The 14,889-nt window shown below is 64.2% G+C and carries 16 protein-coding genes; 12 read left to right on the top strand and 4 right to left on the bottom strand.

What is annotated here, in order from left to right; genetic code table 11:
- The first annotated feature begins 54 nt into the window (after window positions 1-54).
- From F0P95_RS15650 to F0P95_RS15620, 7 genes are all read left to right on the top strand, one after another.
- On the top strand, window positions 55-339 hold the full coding sequence (locus tag F0P95_RS15650; RefSeq protein ID WP_076412929.1) for a helix-turn-helix transcriptional regulator: 285 nt from the start codon (window positions 55-57) through the stop codon (window positions 337-339).
- A 14-nt stretch (window positions 340-353) separates the two neighbouring features.
- Entirely contained in the window at window positions 354-1,223 is an 870-nt protein-coding gene (locus tag F0P95_RS15645; RefSeq protein WP_425515882.1) for a replication initiator protein A, read from the top strand.
- Between the two features lie 253 nt (window positions 1,224-1,476).
- Entirely contained in the window at window positions 1,477-2,115 is a 639-nt protein-coding gene (gene parA, locus F0P95_RS15640) for a ParA family partition ATPase (protein ID WP_182334983.1), read from the top strand.
- Window positions 2,112-2,384 (top strand): chromosome partitioning protein ParB, encoded by a 273-nt coding sequence (locus F0P95_RS15635; protein ID WP_182334981.1) that lies wholly within the window; start codon window positions 2,112-2,114, stop codon window positions 2,382-2,384. Before parA ends, F0P95_RS15635 begins: the two co-directional genes overlap by 4 nt.
- Window positions 2,381-2,926 carry a DUF2840 domain-containing protein gene (locus F0P95_RS15630; protein WP_182334979.1) on the top strand — a complete coding sequence of 182 codons (546 nt, stop codon included), beginning with the start codon at window positions 2,381-2,383 and terminating at the stop codon, window positions 2,924-2,926. Before F0P95_RS15635 ends, F0P95_RS15630 begins: the two co-directional genes overlap by 4 nt.
- Window positions 2,923-3,522 (top strand): S26 family signal peptidase, encoded by a 600-nt coding sequence (locus tag F0P95_RS15625; protein WP_182334978.1) that lies wholly within the window; start codon window positions 2,923-2,925, stop codon window positions 3,520-3,522. Before F0P95_RS15630 ends, F0P95_RS15625 begins: the two co-directional genes overlap by 4 nt.
- A gap of 448 nt (window positions 3,523-3,970) precedes the next feature.
- The gene (locus F0P95_RS15620) at window positions 3,971-5,941 is read left to right on the top strand and encodes a relaxase/mobilization nuclease domain-containing protein (RefSeq protein WP_041111052.1); all 1,971 of its coding nucleotides are present in this window, start codon (window positions 3,971-3,973) and stop codon (window positions 5,939-5,941) included.
- 77 nt (window positions 5,942-6,018) lie between these two features.
- On the opposite strand, the gene pdxR (F0P95_RS15615) is transcribed toward F0P95_RS15620, so the two are convergent.
- Window positions 6,019-7,461, bottom strand: coding sequence for a MocR-like pyridoxine biosynthesis transcription factor PdxR (pdxR, locus tag F0P95_RS15615; RefSeq protein ID WP_199861614.1), 1,443 nt, complete (start codon window positions 7,459-7,461; stop codon window positions 6,019-6,021).
- A gap of 74 nt (window positions 7,462-7,535) precedes the next feature.
- Here pdxR (F0P95_RS15615) and F0P95_RS15610 point away from each other — a divergent pair, with 74 nt between their 5' ends.
- From F0P95_RS15610 to F0P95_RS15590, 5 genes are all read left to right on the top strand, one after another.
- Window positions 7,536-7,967 (top strand): carboxymuconolactone decarboxylase family protein, encoded by a 432-nt coding sequence (locus tag F0P95_RS15610; protein WP_041111050.1) that lies wholly within the window; start codon window positions 7,536-7,538, stop codon window positions 7,965-7,967.
- Between the two features lie 73 nt (window positions 7,968-8,040).
- Entirely contained in the window at window positions 8,041-8,355 is a 315-nt protein-coding gene (locus F0P95_RS15605; RefSeq protein ID WP_041111048.1) for a DUF1272 domain-containing protein, read from the top strand.
- A 238-nt stretch (window positions 8,356-8,593) separates the two neighbouring features.
- Window positions 8,594-9,316 carry a GNAT family N-acetyltransferase gene (locus F0P95_RS15600; RefSeq protein WP_041111046.1) on the top strand — a complete coding sequence of 241 codons (723 nt, stop codon included), beginning with the start codon at window positions 8,594-8,596 and terminating at the stop codon, window positions 9,314-9,316.
- Window positions 9,317-9,503: 187 nt separating this feature from the next.
- On the top strand, window positions 9,504-10,745 hold the full coding sequence (locus F0P95_RS15595) for an MFS transporter (RefSeq protein ID WP_041111044.1): 1,242 nt from the start codon (window positions 9,504-9,506) through the stop codon (window positions 10,743-10,745).
- A gap of 35 nt (window positions 10,746-10,780) precedes the next feature.
- The gene (locus tag F0P95_RS15590) at window positions 10,781-11,227 is read left to right on the top strand and encodes a GNAT family N-acetyltransferase (RefSeq protein WP_041111040.1); all 447 of its coding nucleotides are present in this window, start codon (window positions 10,781-10,783) and stop codon (window positions 11,225-11,227) included.
- A gap of 34 nt (window positions 11,228-11,261) precedes the next feature.
- Here the strand turns inward: F0P95_RS15590 and F0P95_RS15585 are convergent, their stop codons facing one another.
- The 3 genes from F0P95_RS15585 to pdxR (F0P95_RS15575) are packed head-to-tail and all read right to left on the bottom strand — an operon-like array spanning window position 11,262 to window position 14,831.
- Window positions 11,262-12,098 carry an isocitrate lyase/PEP mutase family protein gene (locus tag F0P95_RS15585; protein ID WP_041111038.1) on the bottom strand — a complete coding sequence of 279 codons (837 nt, stop codon included), beginning with the start codon at window positions 12,096-12,098 and terminating at the stop codon, window positions 11,262-11,264.
- 31 nt (window positions 12,099-12,129) lie between these two features.
- Window positions 12,130-13,329, bottom strand: coding sequence for an MFS transporter (locus F0P95_RS15580; protein ID WP_041111036.1), 1,200 nt, complete (start codon window positions 13,327-13,329; stop codon window positions 12,130-12,132).
- Between the two features lie 17 nt (window positions 13,330-13,346).
- Entirely contained in the window at window positions 13,347-14,831 is a 1,485-nt protein-coding gene (pdxR, locus tag F0P95_RS15575) for a MocR-like pyridoxine biosynthesis transcription factor PdxR (protein WP_041111034.1), read from the bottom strand.
- Window positions 14,832-14,889 lie beyond the last annotated feature (58 nt).

Here is a 14,889-nt window from a genome sequence, read left to right as displayed (position 1 = left end):
AAAGTGCCTCTATCCGGCCGCGTGGTGTGGCCGGGCTTGATGGAGGTACATCCCATGCGACCCGCTCCCTTGCGGCCTGCCGCCGCTGCTGTCGCTGCGCCCGCGCAGCCCCAACGCTACCTGACAAACGACGAAGCCGCCGAGTACCTGCGCCTTTCGCCGCGCACGCTGGAGAAGCAGCGCGTGATCGGCGGCGGCCCGAAGTTCCGCAAGTTCGGCCGCCGCGTCATGTATGCCGTGAGCGACCTCGACGCCTGGGCCGATGCGCGCAGCTACGCGGCGACTTCCGACCCGGAATATGCCGAACGGCATGCGGGCGACTACCGTGACGGCCGCTGATTTCTGGCTCGCCGGTGGCCATCGCCATGTCCAGCCCATCGCTGCCCCTGCGGCAGCGACCACCGCAGCAACGCGAACAGCTCGACCTGTTCCGCGCGCTGCCGGGCGACATGGCACCACGCGACAGCCAGGACTTGATGGCCTTTCCGTTCTTCTCGCTGGCGAAGTCGCGGCGCACGGCGCCGATCGACTTCCGGGCAGGCGGCATCACCATCCGCGTGGAAGGCACGCAGGAACACGGCATCGCCACGATCTGGGATGCCGACATCCTGATCTGGGCCGCCAGCCAGGTCGTGGAAGCCCGCGATGCGGGCATCCCGACCTCGCGGCTGATGCAGGTGCGCCCCTACGAGATCCTGCGCTTCATCGGGCGCGGTACGTCGCTACGCGACTACCAGCGCCTCAAGGCCGCGCTCGACCGACTGCAATCGACCACGGTGGCCACGTCCATCCGCGAAACCACGGGACGGCGACTGCATCGCTTCTCGTGGATCAACGAGTGGAAGGAACTGGCCGATGCCAGCGGCACACCGCTGGGCATCGAGCTGATCCTGCCGGACTGGTTCTATGCGGGCGTGGTGGACGCGGCCCTGGTGCTGACCATCGACCCGACGTACTTCCGGCTGACGGGCGGCATCGAGCGGTGGCTGTATCGGCTGGTGCGCAAGCACGGAGGCCGGCAGGAGCACGGCTGGCAATTCGATTTCCAGCACCTGTACCGCAAGTCGGGCAGCGTGGCGCGCTTCTACGACTTCGCCGCCGATCTGCGCGCCCTGGTGGCGCGTCAATCGTTGCCCGGCTATGTCCTGGGCATCGAGCGGATGCCTGGCGAGAAAGCCGAACTGCTGACCTTCCGGCCCGTGCCGGCCACGGCACGGGGATAACTGCGGGAAAACCTGTTAATTCACTCGTGCTATCAGGCAACAGGAGGCTCGTGCTATCAGGCAACAAGTCCTCGTGCTATCAGGCACAAAAATCGGCTGCAAACCCGCGCCATTGCTGGGTTTGCGCGCCCCTTAACTTCCCTAACAGTAAATACATAACTTTTAGTAGAAGCGCGCCGTTTCGGTGGACAACCACCAAACGGCACGAAAAGCAGGAGCGAAAGACCGGCTTTCCAGCACGGAGGGCCGCGCCATGATCCTCGCTCTGCTAAACCAGAAAGGCGGTGTCGGCAAGACCACGCTCGCCACCCACATCGCGGGTGAACTGGCGCTGCGCGGCCAGCATGTCGTCCTGCTCGATGCCGACCCGCAGGGTTCATCGCTGGATTGGACGCAGCGCAGAAGTCAGCAAGGCTTGCCACGGCTGTTCAGCGCGGTGGGCCTTGCCCGCGAAACGCTGCATCAGGAAGCGCCAGAACTCGCCAGGCGGGCCGATCACGTCATCATTGACGGGCCGCCGCGCATCGCCGCCTTGGCGCGCTCCGCGCTGCTGGCGGCCGAGCGCGTGCTGATTCCCGTACAGCCCAGTCCCTACGACGTGTGGGCCAGCGCCGAGATGGTTTCGCTGATCCGCGAGGCACAGGTGTTCCGGCCTGCGCTGCGCGCGGCCTTTGTCATCAACCGGCGCGTCAGCACCACCATCATCGGCCGCGAGGCGCGGCAATCGCTGGCCGAGCAGCCGCTGCCCGCGCTGCGCTCGGAGATCCACCAGCGCATCGTCTTCGCCGACAGCGTGGCCGCTGGCCGGCTCGCCCGCGAGACAACGCCCGACGGCGCCGCCGCCCGCGAAATCACCGCCCTGGTGGACGAACTGCTGCGGTGGCCGACATGACAGCCAAGCCACCATCACGCGGCAAGCGCGTCGGCATCGGTGCACGTCCGCCCGCGAATCCGCACGCAGAAGCGTGGATTCGCCAAGGCGACGCCGATGCGCTGGGCAAAGGCGACCTCTACACCGCGCGCCTGACCCTCGATATCACGCCCGCCATGCGCGCGCGCATCAAGGTGTCGGCCTTCACGCAAGGCGTGACCGTGGCCGACCTGCTGCGCGGCCTGCTGGAGCGGGAGTTTCCCGAGCACCACAGGGAGAACACACCATGACGGCATCCGCTTCGCCTGCCGCTGGCGCGGCCACGGCTGCGCCACAGCCATCATTCATCGTGCCTTCCGGCCAACCCGCCAGCGCGCCGCTGACGCGCGTGGCGCTGGCCTACATCGAGGCCCGTTTCAAGCTCTATCTGCGCTTCGGTGAACCGGCGCGCACGCTGCGCCTGGACGACTGGAGGCGCTGCGCGGTGTTCCTGCCGGGCGCGATGCTCTGCCGCATCCGCTGGCAGGCCAACGACTACGGAACGATCCGCTGGCAGCTCATGGTGATGCAGACCACCACGCCGCTCGATGCCGTGCAGCGCATCCCCGGCGTGCGTCCAGGCGCACGCCTGCTGCTGCACGCAGAAGGCGATGCCAACGTGCGCGCCGTGCTGGAACGCATTGACGCCATCGAAACGTTGGGTATCGCCGCCATCGACGTGTCGCCCGCGTACTGGCGCACCCTGGGCAACCGTCTGGCGGCCCGCCATGCGCTGCCCGAATACACCGCCGAGCGGCACTCCGCCTGGCTGGCTGGAAGGGCGCTGCCATGACGACCCAATCCCCCATCGCGCGCACGCCCGAAGCCGCGCCGCATCCTCGATCGCGCCTGCGCGTTCGCATCACGCTGGCGGGCTTCGCCGCCGTCGGCCTCGCTGCGCTGGCCTGGGCGGCTTTCGTGTCGCCTCTGCCGCGTCTGACCTACAACCCGTCCGACAGCGTGGCGGTCGGCTGGTATCGCATCGAACCGTTCGACCCGCGCACCGCCTCGCTGCCACGTCCGCTGTCCGTGGACAGCATCGTGCTGGTGCCGCTGCCCGACAGGGCTGCCATGCTCGCTGCGCAGCGCGGCTACCTGCCGACCCGCGTGCCGCTGCTCAAACGTGTGGGCGCGGTCGCACCTCAACACGTCTGCATCGTCGCCGGCCAGGTACGCATCGACGGCGTGCCTGCGGCCGCCGCGCTGCCTGCCGACCGGCTGGGCCGGCCGCTGCCATCCTTGCAGCTTTGCCGCCGCCTTGAACCGGGCGAACTGTTCCTGTTGAGCGTGACCAATCCGGCATCGTTCGACAGCCGCTATTTCGGCCCGGTCAGCGCATCCGCCGTGATCGGCGTTGCGCATCCGGTGTGGCTGGAGACACGCCCATGATGGCCGCCGATTCGCTGCACGTCGCCGTGCATCACATCGTGCCATCGGGCATGTCGTTCTGCTGGCCGTCGCGGTGTCGTCGCGCGTGCAGTGCGGGTGCATTCGCACCGCACTTCGCGCTGCCTTCGGCGCAGCCGTCCAACGTGCAGGCGTCTTGCCTCGAACGCGCCCGGCCTATGGCCGTCGCCGCGTTTGCCGGCGGGCTGACTGCTTGCGCAGCAGCGCCGCCGGGCCGCCGACGCCCGGAGCGAAAGCGAAGGGCAAAGGCGGAAGGCAAGATTGAAGGGTGCGGCACCAGGGTGCGCGCAAAGCCAGTCTGCACGTGGGGGTGGCGCGGCACGCGCCTGATGGCGGCTTCGTGCCGCGACAGCAGCCAATGCCTTGCAGCCATTGGAGAATCCGCGTGCCTCGCCCGCCAGGGTGCGACGGGCTTGCCTGGAGCCACGCCATGAACCAGCGTGGAAACTCCCCCGGTGACGACCATTTCCGCATCCGGCCCGGCAAGCCCAAGCAGCGCGGCGACACCTTCGTTTCGCAGGTGCTGCGCCAGGCCGGCAAGGCGGCCAACGCGACCGGCAGCAAGGGGGGCAAGGCGCCCGGTTCACGCCTGGGACGCGGCCATGTGGCGGCCCGCTTCACCGGCCAGTCGCTGACGGCAAACGCACGCCGCGCCATGGTCAAGGTGCGGCTGGTGTATCTCCAGCAGGCCAGCGGCCGCTCCACCGTCCGGCACCTGCGCTACATCGAGCGCGAGGGGATGGACAGGCAGGGCGGGCCGGGCCATGCCTACGGGCCGGCGACCGACGAGGCCGACACCGCCGCCTTCGAGGAACGCGGCCGGGGCGACCGCCATCAATTCCGCTTCATCGTCTCCCCGGAAGACGCGGAACAACTCGACGACCTGCGCACTTACACCCGGCACCTGATGCAGCGCATGGAGGCCGACCTGGGCACGCGACTGGACTGGGTGGCGGTCGATCACTGGAACACCGACAACCCGCACACCCACGTCGTGCTGCGCGGCAAGGACGACACCGGCAAGGATCTGATCGTCTCGCAGGACTACATCACGCGCGGCATGCGCGAGCGGGCGATGGAACTGGCGACCGAATGGCTGGGGCCGCGCACCGAGCTGGAGATACACCGCGCCCTGGCCCGCGAAGTGGAACAGGAGCGATGGACAAGCCTGGATCGCACCTTGCAGCGCGAAGCCGTCGATGGCCTGGTTCATACGGAACGGCTTGCCGAACCCAGGCTGCAACGCCGGCGCCTGCTGCTCGTCGGTCGCCTGCAACACTTGCAGCGCATGGGGCTGGCGACGGAAACGGCGCCGGGCACCTGGGCCGTTCATGCAGAAGCTGAATCCACCCTGCGGGCGATGGCCGAGCGCGGCGACATCATCCGCACCATGCAGCGAGCGATGGGTGGCAGGCAGCGCGAGCTGGCCGTGTTCCAGCCCGGCCAGGAAGATGGCGAAAACGGCCACAGCATCGTGGGCCGTGTCGTAGGCAAAGGGCTGGCCGACGAGTTGTACGACCGAGGCTATCTGGTCATCGACGGCGTGGACGGCAAGGCGCACTACGTCGCGCTGCCGCCGCGCACCGAGCTGGAGCAGTACCCGGCCGGCGCCATCGTGGAAGTGAAGGGTTCGACCGAGGTTCGCGCCGCCGACAAGAACATCGCCGCGCTGGCGAGTGGTGGCCTGTACCGTGCCGATCATCACCTGGCCATCGAACAGGGCCGGGCCAAGCCCGGACGCGACCCGCAGGAGGTTGTCGCGGCTCACGTCCGGCGGCTGGAAGCCCTGCGCAGGGCCGGCATCGTGGAGCGCGTGGTCGAAGGGCTATGGAAAGTGCCGGACGACCTGGCCGAGCGTGGCCGCCAGTACGATGCGCAACGGCTGGGTGGCGCGGCGGTGGAGCTGAAATCGCATCTGCCCATCGAGCGGCAGGCCCGCGTCATCGGAGCGACCTGGCTGGATCAGCAATTGATCGGCGGTGGCTCTGGCTTGGGCGACCTGGGCTTTGGCGGCGATGCGAAGCAGGCCATGCAGCAGCGCGCCGACTTCCTCGAAGAACAGGGGCTGGCCCAGCGGCGCGGGCAGCGCATCATCCTGGCGCGCAACCTGCTTGGCACGCTGCGCAACCGGGAACTGGCGCAGGCCGCGAAGGACATTGCCGCCGACACCGGCCTGGAGCATCGCCCGACGGCGGATGGGCAGCGGGTCGCCGGTATCTACCGGCGCTCGGTCATGCTGGCGAGCGGGCGCTACGCGATGCTCGATGACGGCATGGGATTCAGTCTAGTGCCGTGGCGGCCGGTAATTGAACAGCGGCTGGGCCAACAGGTCGCCGCGACCGTGCGTGCAGGTGGTGTGTCTTGGGAGGTCGGGCGGCAGCGCGGCCCAAGCATCGCTTGAAAGTTATTGGAATCGAGCTTCGACCTTTCACCGGAATCTGCGCTTACGGCGCATTGCATGGCTCCGATCAATTACTCTCATACAGTCTTGGTGGTCTCTAGCAGGCGCCGCGCAAGCGCCATCGCGTTATCCGGCCCGGTAATGTTGGCAAACCCCATCAATACCCCTCCCTTGGCGGACTTTCTGATACGCCAGTGGCTCAATGCCTGAACCGCCAAACCGTGGGCCTGCGCCGCGGCAGCAAAGTCGCGGTCGCTACGTTGCCCACTCAGCATCGCGAGCACGTGGGTTCCGCCTGCCTGCGTTGCAATACTGAGATTCGCTCCGAACACCTGAGTCAGCGCATCAACCAGGTAGCCCCGCCGCTCCGCATAGAGCGAACGCATTTTGCGGAGGTGACGGGAAAAATGGCCTTGCTCCATGAATTCGGCCACCGTTGCCTGCGGCAAGATGGAACCTGGACCGGGCAGATGATTCGCCGACTCTCTAAACCGCCCAATGTGCGACTCGGGGACAACTAGGTAACCCAGACGCAGGCCTGGAAACAACACTTTGCTGAAGGTGCTGCTGTAGAGCACGCGCTCATCCCGATCCAGGCTTTTCAGGGCGGGCAATGGTCGGCCGTGGTAGCGAAACTCACTGTCGTAGTCGTCCTCGATAATCCACGCCTGCCGCCGCCTGGCCCATTTCAGCAGCTCCAGTCGCCGAGGCAAGGACAGAGCAACACCCATGGGACACTGGTGGGTGGGCGTGACCACGGCAAACCGCGCTTGGGCGGCGCGTCGCTGCGCGGTACCTACGCTCAGCCCTTCTTCATCCACCGGAATCGGGACCAGGCGCATCCCGATGCGCAGCAGAAAGTCCCGGGCATAGACGTAACCCGGGTCTTCGTACCAGCCCTCGTCGCCGCTTTTCAGCACAGTGCGGCACACCAGTTCCAGTGCCCCTCGGTAGCCAGCCGTGATGAAGACCTGCTCGTGGGAGCAGACGATGCCACGTGATATGCCCAGGTAGGTGGCGATGGCGTGTCGCAGCGGTTCATAGCCGGCGGGGTCTGGATAGTTCATGGCTGCCGCGTCGAGAACACGCAAGCTGCGGCCAGCGAGACGGGTCCATGTCTTGCGGGGGAACGCATCCAGAGCAGGCAGGCCGAACTGGAAGGGTTGAGGCTCGTCGGACGCTGTCTGCCGGCGCACTGGCGGCTGTACATGGGGCTTGGACGGAGCCGCTCGCCTTGACTCGCCCAGGGTGTCCAGGCGCGGGGAAACGACTGTACCGGCTGGGCCACGTGCCAGGAAATAACCTTCGCCGGTCAACATCTGATACGCCAGTTCTACGGTGCCTCGCGCGAGACTGAGTTCGCTGGCGAGGCTACGCACCGATGGCACACGGTCTCCCGGCCGCAGCTTGCCAGCGGCGATCGCTTCCCGAAAGCGCCGATACAACTGCAAATAGATCGGCGCGTCCGACTGCCGACTCGGTTTGAGCTGCCGCAAATCCAAGTTCGATGTCCCAGTCATTTTTCCAATTCTTGCACCTATGGAGTAGGACGTAATTTTCCTAAAATCCCTGACTTATGACAAGGAAATCGAAGATGAGCGAATTACGCCTGCCTTACAGAACTCTCTCGCCCGATGCCTACCGCGGTCTCATTGCCACCAGCCAGGCGCTCGAAAAGAGCAATCTAGGCAAGGAACTGGTCGAGCTGGTGTACCTGCGGGTGTCCCAGATCAACGGCTGCGCGTACTGCCTGGAAATGCACACGACGGCGCTTCGTGCGGGTGGCACGCCACAGGTCAAGCTCGATAGCTTGGCAGGCTGGCGGGTCAGTTCACACTTCAGCGAGCGCGAGCGGGCCGCGCTTGCCTGGGCCGAGTCCCTGGTGAATGTCGCGGACACCCACGCTCCCGATGAAGATTTCGCGCCCCTGAAAGCACACTTCAGCGATGTAGAGATTTCCGACCTGTGCTTCGCCGTCGCACTGATGAGTGCGTTCAACCGTCTGGCGATTGGAGTCCGTCAATAACCCATCCGGCGGGAATCGGCGCAGTCACCTGCCAAGAATAGGGGCGCTGCCCGGATGAAACAGGAGACAAAGCATGCTTGAAATCAGACCCAACTGCGAACTGTGCGACAAGGATTTGCCTGCCGACAGCCTTGATGCGCGCATTTGCAGCTACGAATGCACGTTCTGCGCTGACTGCGCGACCGGGGTATTGAACAACGTGTGTCCCACCTGCGGAGGTGGGTTCGCCCCCAGGCCAATCCGACCGCGCCGATCCTGGCGGCCGGAGCTGAATTTGGGGCTTGCCAATCATCCTGCCGGTACAGCGCGCAAGCACTGCAAGTTCACCACCGACGAGATCGCGAGCCATGTTCAGAGCATCAAAGATATTGCCCCCCAGGACAGGTAGCGAAACGGATTCGACCTCTCATCAAATCGCACAACAGCCGGGCGCTGGGGTGATTGGTGACCGTCGCCACGACAACTCCGAAGGAACGCGAGAGTCTCGCAGGCGCCAGTGGCTGCGGTATCTGATGGAAATGTATGGCGTTGCCGCCAATCGCTGAAAGCGGGCTTCCCTGTGGGGCAACCACCATCCGGGTAACCCAGTCAAAACCATCTCAAAAACTGGAAGGGTAAAGAACAGCATGAGCCAGAATTGCAATCAATATGGACAACCGATCGGAGAAACCCTGGCGAACTGGTCGGCGCGTCCGTTGCCCGGCGATGTGACGCTGGAGGGGACTTTTTGCCGCCTTGAGCCGCTGAATGCGGAGCGCCACGCCGGCGATCTGTACGCGGCATACAGTTCCGCCCCTGACGGGCGCGACTGGACCTACATGTTCGCTGGCCCCTTCAATAGCGCGGACGAGTACCACAGCTACGCTGAAACCGCAGCGCGCAGCACCGACCCCAAGCACTATGCAGTCATCGACACCAGGCTGGGAAAAGCTGTCGGCACGCTATCCCTGATGCGGGTCGATCCTGGCAATGGCGCCATCGAGGTGGGCAATGTCGCATTCTCTCCGCTGATGAAACAGAAGCCCGCCTCTACCGAGGCCCAGTTCCTGCTCATGCAGTACGTGTTCGATGAACTCAAGTACCGCCGTTATGAGTGGAAATGCGACAGCCTGAACGCGCCGTCCCGGAAGGCGGCGGACCGGCTCGGTTTCAGCTTCGAGGGCATCTTCCGCCAAGCGGTGATTTACAAGGGGCGCTCGCGCGATACCGCGTGGTTTTCCATCATCGACAAGGAATGGGCATCGCTCAAAGCGGCGTTTCTCGCTTGGCTCGCACCCGCCAACTTTGACAGCGAAGGGAAGCAGATCAGGACGCTGGCCGAGATCCGAAAGGAGCAGTCGCAAAATTGAAGCGACTGCGTTTTGACCAACTCAGTCGGGCGATTGCCGGATTTCGCAAGGAGGCTATACGGTCACCTCGCATCTTTGGTACCAGTAGAACGCATCTGGACTCAGAGCGCGTTCTCCACCCCGGCGAGATGCGCCCAGCTTTGGCGGCCCTTGTCTGCCGATGCCTGGTCGCCGAGAACGCTTCACCATGACAACTGAAATTGATGAAACCTCCCCAAGCTATCGGGGATGGCGGATCGTTGTTTTGTGCTTCACAGTGGCCGTATTCTCCTGGGGATTCGCCTTCTACGGCCAAAGCATCTATCTCGCTGAGCTGCAACGCCTGCATGGCTGGTCGTCTTTCACCGTCTCGACGGCGAGCACGATGTCCTATCTTGCTGGTGCCCTCCTGGTACTTTTCACTGGCGAGGCCATTAACCGATGGGGACCGCGACGCTTCCTGCTTGGCGGCGTGAGTTGCCTTGCGCTCGCCGTAGTGCTCATCGGGCAAGCACGGGCGGCGTGGCAGATTTATCCAGCCTACCTGCTGATGGCAATGGGCTGGTCGGCCATGAATGTCGTTGCGATCACCACCTTGATCGCCCTCTGGTTCGACACCAAGCGCGGTCTCGCGATCAGCCTGGCGCTCAATGGGGCGAGCTTTGGCGGCATAGCCTGGGCACCTATCCTTCTGGCCGCCATCGGACACGTCGGGTTGGAAGTGGCTTCGCTGGCAGGCTCGGCCATCATGCTCGTCGTTCTTGTTCCGATGATTCTTGCATGGGGCAGCAGGCCACCACCCTCCAAGTCTTCGCGGCGGACGAATGCAAGCGTTTCACACGTGACCAGCGACAGTGATTCGGGCATGCCGTGGACGCGGATACGGGCACTGCATAGCCCGGCGTTCTGGTCGCTGTCCGGTCCCTTTGCCTTAGCGTTGTTCGCGCAGGTCGGCTTTCTTGTCCACCTTGTCGCCATTCTGGAGCCGACGATAGGCCGGGCTTCGGCCGGCCTTGCCATCTCCATCGTTTCCGTCACGGCCGTCGTTGGTCGGGTGGGCCTCGGCTTTGTCATCGACCGCCTGAACATGAGGCGGGCCAGTGCGCTGTCCATGGCGTCGCAGGCTGTGGCCTTGCTGCTGATCGGCCTGTTCGACGACCGGCTCGTGCTTCTGTCCGCCTGCGCGCTGTTCGGGCTTTCAGTGGGCAACGTGATTACGCTTCCGGCACTCATCGTTCAGAAGGAATTCGACGCGAGAGCTTTTGCGCTGATCGTCGGATTATCGACCGCCATCGGCCAAGTGACCTACGCCTTCGGGCCTGGGCTGATCGGCCTGCTGCGCGACACATCCGGCAGCTACTCCGGGCCGATATTTCTTTGTACCGCTTTGCTGACGGTTGCCGCTGTGGTCGTTTCAGTGCCGCAAAAGAGACCCGATCATTTGCAGTAGCGACACCGTAATTTGACGAACCTAGGAGATCCACTATGAGCGATAAAACCGTAATTCGCGATGCCTTGCAGTCTGACCAAGACGATTGGCTCCGGCTTTGGGCTGGCTACAACACGTTCTATGAAACCAGCGTGCCACCCGCCATCACCGCCCGGACTTGGCAGCGCATTCTTGACCCCAAATCATCGACGTTCTGCCGAATAGCCGAGCACGATGGCCGGGTGATCGGTTTCAGCACCAGCGTCTTGCACGACAGTACCTGGACCGCCGCACCAGGCTGCTATCTGGAAGATTTGTTCGTGGACCCCGAGTGTCGGGGTAAAGGCATCGGGCGGAAGTTGATTGAAGACCTGGTGTCCTTGGCCAAGAAAAACGGGTGGGCAAGGCTTTACTGGCATACCCGGGACGACAACCCGGCACGCAAGCTGTATGACGAATTTGTCGCCGCAGATCGTTTCGTTCGCTACCGCTTGCAGTTCTAAAGCCCGCGAAAGCGGGCTTCTCTAGGCGGATGCGCTATGGGGTCGCCTGCTTGCCAAGTAGCGCGTTAAGCTCCGCGCCGGAGGGGGCACCGGCGAAACCGTCGAACCGGCCTTGCTCGGCGATCAGACGGGCCGCAGTCAGGAAGCCACCCCAAGCTGCCCGGGCCAACGCGCCACCGACGCTGACGCGCCGAACGCCGAGGTCGGCAAGGTCCTGTAAAGTCAGATCGCTTTCCCAGCCGATGAGCACATTCACCGGCTTGGGTGCAACCGCCGCGACCACCGCGCTGATCTGTTCGCGTGTCTTGATACCGGGTGCGTAGAGACAATCCGCTCCGGCATCCGCATAAGCCTTCAGCCGCAGGATGGCATCGTCGAGATCGGGGCGGCCCACGAAGAAGTTCTCCGCGCGCCCGATCAGCAAGGCCTCGCCGCCCGTGGCGTCAATCGCAGCGCGTGCCGCGCGCATCCGCTCGACCGATTCAGCCAGGCTGCGCAGCGGTGCCTGCGCGTCGCCTGTCGAATCTTCGATGGAGATGCCTGCCACGCCGGTTTCGACCGCCATGCGCACGCTCTCGGCCACGCCCTCGGGCGTGTCGGCAAACCCGCTCTCGAAATCGGCATTGATCGGCAGGTCGGAGGCCTCGACCATGTAGCGCATGTGCGCCAGGGTTTCATCACGGGAAAGCTGTCCGTCTGCCCGCGCACAAGACCAGGCGTAGCCCGAGCTGGTCGTTGCCAATGCCTTGAAGCCGAGGCTGGCCAGCGCACTGGCGCTGCCGGCGTCCCACGGGTTTGGCAGCACGAAACAGCCCGATTGATGTAGTGCGCGGAATGCCGCGCGTTTTTGGGAAATGCTCGGATGGCTCATGAATATCTCCTTTGATTTTCTTGGGTGGCTGCTAGTGGGCAGCCAGTGCGGGTTTAGCGGCACTGTGCCGCTCCTGGACGAGCACGATCACCGTGGTGATGACCATGAAGCAGACGGAAGCCCAGAGCACGCCGCTGGCTAACCCGCGGTCGAGCAGGAAACCGAACAGAACCGGCCCGATGACACCCCCGACATTGAATCCGGTGGAGACGATGCCGAACGTCTTGCCCTCTGCCCCAGCCGGCGAAGCGGCACGCACCAGCATGTCACGCGACGGCGCCACGATTCCGGTCAAAAAGCCAATCGCCCCCAGCGCCAGGGCCAGCAGCAGCGGTGGCAGCGGTAGGCCGATGACGATCACAACGAAGACCGCCGCCAACGCGAATGCACCCGCAGCCAGGTAGCCGTGCTTGTCCGTTCGGTCTGCAAGCACGCCGCCTGCCAGCACACCGAAGGCGCTGGCGAACATGAAGACGGTCAACGCCATGTTGGCAGCCGGTAGCGTGACGTTGAACCCCTGGACCAGTGCGGAGACAGAGAATTTTTCGATGGCACCAGTGCTGAGGCTGAGCATGGCGAACAGCAGTGTCAGGACGGCCAGGGTTCCCAGCGGTGTGGTCAACGGCCTGGCTCTCACCTTGGCCTTTTCGGTGGCCGTCGGGCTTGCTGCCTTTGCCGGTTCTGGCGAGCCGAGTCCCACGACGAACAGCCCGACCAGCCCGGCCCCGGCGGCGATGGCAAACGACCAGCGCGGCTCCCAGGCCAGCGCAGCGCCCACCATCAGCGGCGGTGCGAGAGCCGCACCTAGAAATCCCGCGAAGGTGTGAATGGAGAAGGCCCGCCCCATTCTTTCGGGAACGATGCCCCGCGACAGCAATGAGTAATCGGCGGGGTGGTAAACGCCGTTGGCCAACCCGGCCAGTCCCATTGCTACGAGCAGGCAAAGATAGGTTGGGAAGATGGCAAGCAGTGAGAAACTCAGTGAACCGAGCGCCAGCGCGGCCAACAGCATCCGTCGCGCCCCAGCGCGATCGACAAGAAACCCGAGTGGGGCTTGCACCAGGGCTGACACGATGTTGAACACGCCGATTGCGATCCCCAGCTCGACGAAGCTGACCTGCATCGCGGTTGGCAGCAACGGCAACATGGCGGGCACCGCCATGATGTGCAGGTGACTGACCAGGTGGGCGGTAGAGACCTGGGCCAGCAGCCCGTTTGATGACGAAGCCATGTGGACATCCTTGTGAGTCACCGATCCAGTGCGCGAAGCACATTGGCGAGCTTCTTGACCGCGATTTCCAGCTCCTTCGGGGCGTAAGCGGCAAACCCCATGAGAAAACCGGCCTTATGCTTGCTCGACGCATGCAGAGGTGTCAGCCCCAGCAAGTCGATGCCGGCACGGCGTGCGGTATCAATGGCCTCCCGCTCCGGGATGTCGCGCACGAAGACACAGGGCATTTGCATGCCGCCATTGGGCACCCTCGGTTCCACGAAGTCGGCCAGGTGTTTGCGGACAAGCAGTTCCAGAGCGTCGCGTCGTTCGGCATAGACGCCGCGCATGGTCCGAACGTGCGAGCCGAAGTGTCCGCCCTCCATGAACCGCGCCAGCGTCAACTGCGGGATGGAGGCGCTATGGCCGTCCTGCAGCGTGCGGGCCACTGTCATTGGCGCGACGAGCTGCGATGGCAGCACCATGTAGCCGATGCGCAGGCCCGGAAACATGGATTTGGTGAATGTGCCGATGTAAATGGTCCGGTCGTGCGCATCGAGACCTTGCACGCATGCGGTCGGCTTGCCGGCGTAGTGGAACTCGCTGTCGTAGTCGTCCTCGATGATCCAGGCTTGGTTCCTATGTGCCCACTCGATGATTGCAAGCCGTCGGTCAAGCGCAAGCGTGGCTCCAGTCGGGAACTGGTGCGATGGGGTCAGAAAAATCGCTTTTGCGGGTTGCGCCGCGTTCTGCAATGATTCGATCCGAATCCCCTGGGCATCCAACGGCACCGGCACGGATTCGAGGCCCGCAGCGTCGAAGGCACGACGCGCGCCGTGGTAGGCGGGATCTTCGATAAAGACCCGGTCCCCTGCATCGAGCAGCACAGTGGCGCACAGCGACAACGCCTGTTGCGAACTGGTCAATACCAATATGCGATCAGGTGTGGCACGGGCTCCACGTTCGAGGTTGACGTAATCCGCGATGGCCCGACGCAGTGCCTCCACACCCTGCGGATGGCTGTGTGTCAGGGCAAGCGTTCCATGTTCCTTCAACACCTGACGCTGCAGCCGCTCCCACGTTTGCAACGGGAAGCTTCGCGTCTCTGGCACCCCCGGCGCGAAGGGGCGCGGTATCAGGGCCTCGCGTACACCGCCGTTCTGGAAGATTGCGGCCCCACGCTGGCTGAGACGTGGTGATTCACGGTGCAGCTTTACCCGCTGGCTCGTGCCTCGCCTCGGAGGCACCTGTGCCCGTTCCGACACGAAGCTGCCGCTACCCACTCGCCGGTCGATGAACCCCTCCGCATGCAATTGGCTGTACGCGGCTTCGACTGTGTCCCGCGAAACGCCCAGCGACTGTGCAAGCGCCCGCGAGGCGGGCAAGGGCCGACCGACTTCCAACGCGCCGTCCAGGATCAATTGCCGGATCGCACGCTGAATGCGGGCGTGCAGCGACAGGGCGCCATGAGCCGGGTCACCTATCCAGGCTTTGACAGATTCGAGTTGGGCGTGCTTGAACAATTGGTAGGTATCTCACCGAGAAATTGGTATGATTGCTCCTACCATTTTAAGGCGAAAA

Source organism: Stenotrophomonas acidaminiphila (assembly GCF_014109845.1).
GTDB lineage: Bacteria > Pseudomonadota > Gammaproteobacteria > Xanthomonadales > Xanthomonadaceae > Stenotrophomonas > Stenotrophomonas acidaminiphila.
Note: the sequence above shows the minus strand (reverse complement) of the source record. Positions and strands in the feature narration are given on the sequence as shown.

What these genes read in the sequence shown, in the direction of transcription:
- F0P95_RS15650 (WP_076412929.1), top strand. Translation starts at nt 55, where the DNA reads ATGCGACCCGCTCCCTTGCGGCCTGCCGCCGCTGCTGTCGCTGCGCCC.
- parA (WP_182334983.1), top strand. Translation starts at nt 1,477, where the DNA reads ATGATCCTCGCTCTGCTAAACCAGAAAGGCGGTGTCGGCAAGACCACG.
- F0P95_RS15635 (WP_182334981.1), top strand. Translation starts at nt 2,112, where the DNA reads ATGACAGCCAAGCCACCATCACGCGGCAAGCGCGTCGGCATCGGTGCA.
- F0P95_RS15630 (WP_182334979.1), top strand. Translation starts at nt 2,381, where the DNA reads ATGACGGCATCCGCTTCGCCTGCCGCTGGCGCGGCCACGGCTGCGCCA.
- F0P95_RS15625 (WP_182334978.1), top strand. Translation starts at nt 2,923, where the DNA reads ATGACGACCCAATCCCCCATCGCGCGCACGCCCGAAGCCGCGCCGCAT.
- F0P95_RS15620 (WP_041111052.1), top strand. Translation starts at nt 3,971, where the DNA reads ATGAACCAGCGTGGAAACTCCCCCGGTGACGACCATTTCCGCATCCGG.
- pdxR (WP_199861614.1), bottom strand. Translation starts at nt 7,461, where the DNA reads ATGACTGGGACATCGAACTTGGATTTGCGGCAGCTCAAACCGAGTCGG.
- F0P95_RS15610 (WP_041111050.1), top strand. Translation starts at nt 7,536, where the DNA reads ATGAGCGAATTACGCCTGCCTTACAGAACTCTCTCGCCCGATGCCTAC.
- F0P95_RS15605 (WP_041111048.1), top strand. Translation starts at nt 8,041, where the DNA reads ATGCTTGAAATCAGACCCAACTGCGAACTGTGCGACAAGGATTTGCCT.
- F0P95_RS15600 (WP_041111046.1), top strand. Translation starts at nt 8,594, where the DNA reads ATGAGCCAGAATTGCAATCAATATGGACAACCGATCGGAGAAACCCTG.
- F0P95_RS15595 (WP_041111044.1), top strand. Translation starts at nt 9,504, where the DNA reads ATGACAACTGAAATTGATGAAACCTCCCCAAGCTATCGGGGATGGCGG.
- F0P95_RS15590 (WP_041111040.1), top strand. Translation starts at nt 10,781, where the DNA reads ATGAGCGATAAAACCGTAATTCGCGATGCCTTGCAGTCTGACCAAGAC.
- F0P95_RS15585 (WP_041111038.1), bottom strand. Translation starts at nt 12,098, where the DNA reads ATGAGCCATCCGAGCATTTCCCAAAAACGCGCGGCATTCCGCGCACTA.
- F0P95_RS15580 (WP_041111036.1), bottom strand. Translation starts at nt 13,329, where the DNA reads ATGGCTTCGTCATCAAACGGGCTGCTGGCCCAGGTCTCTACCGCCCAC.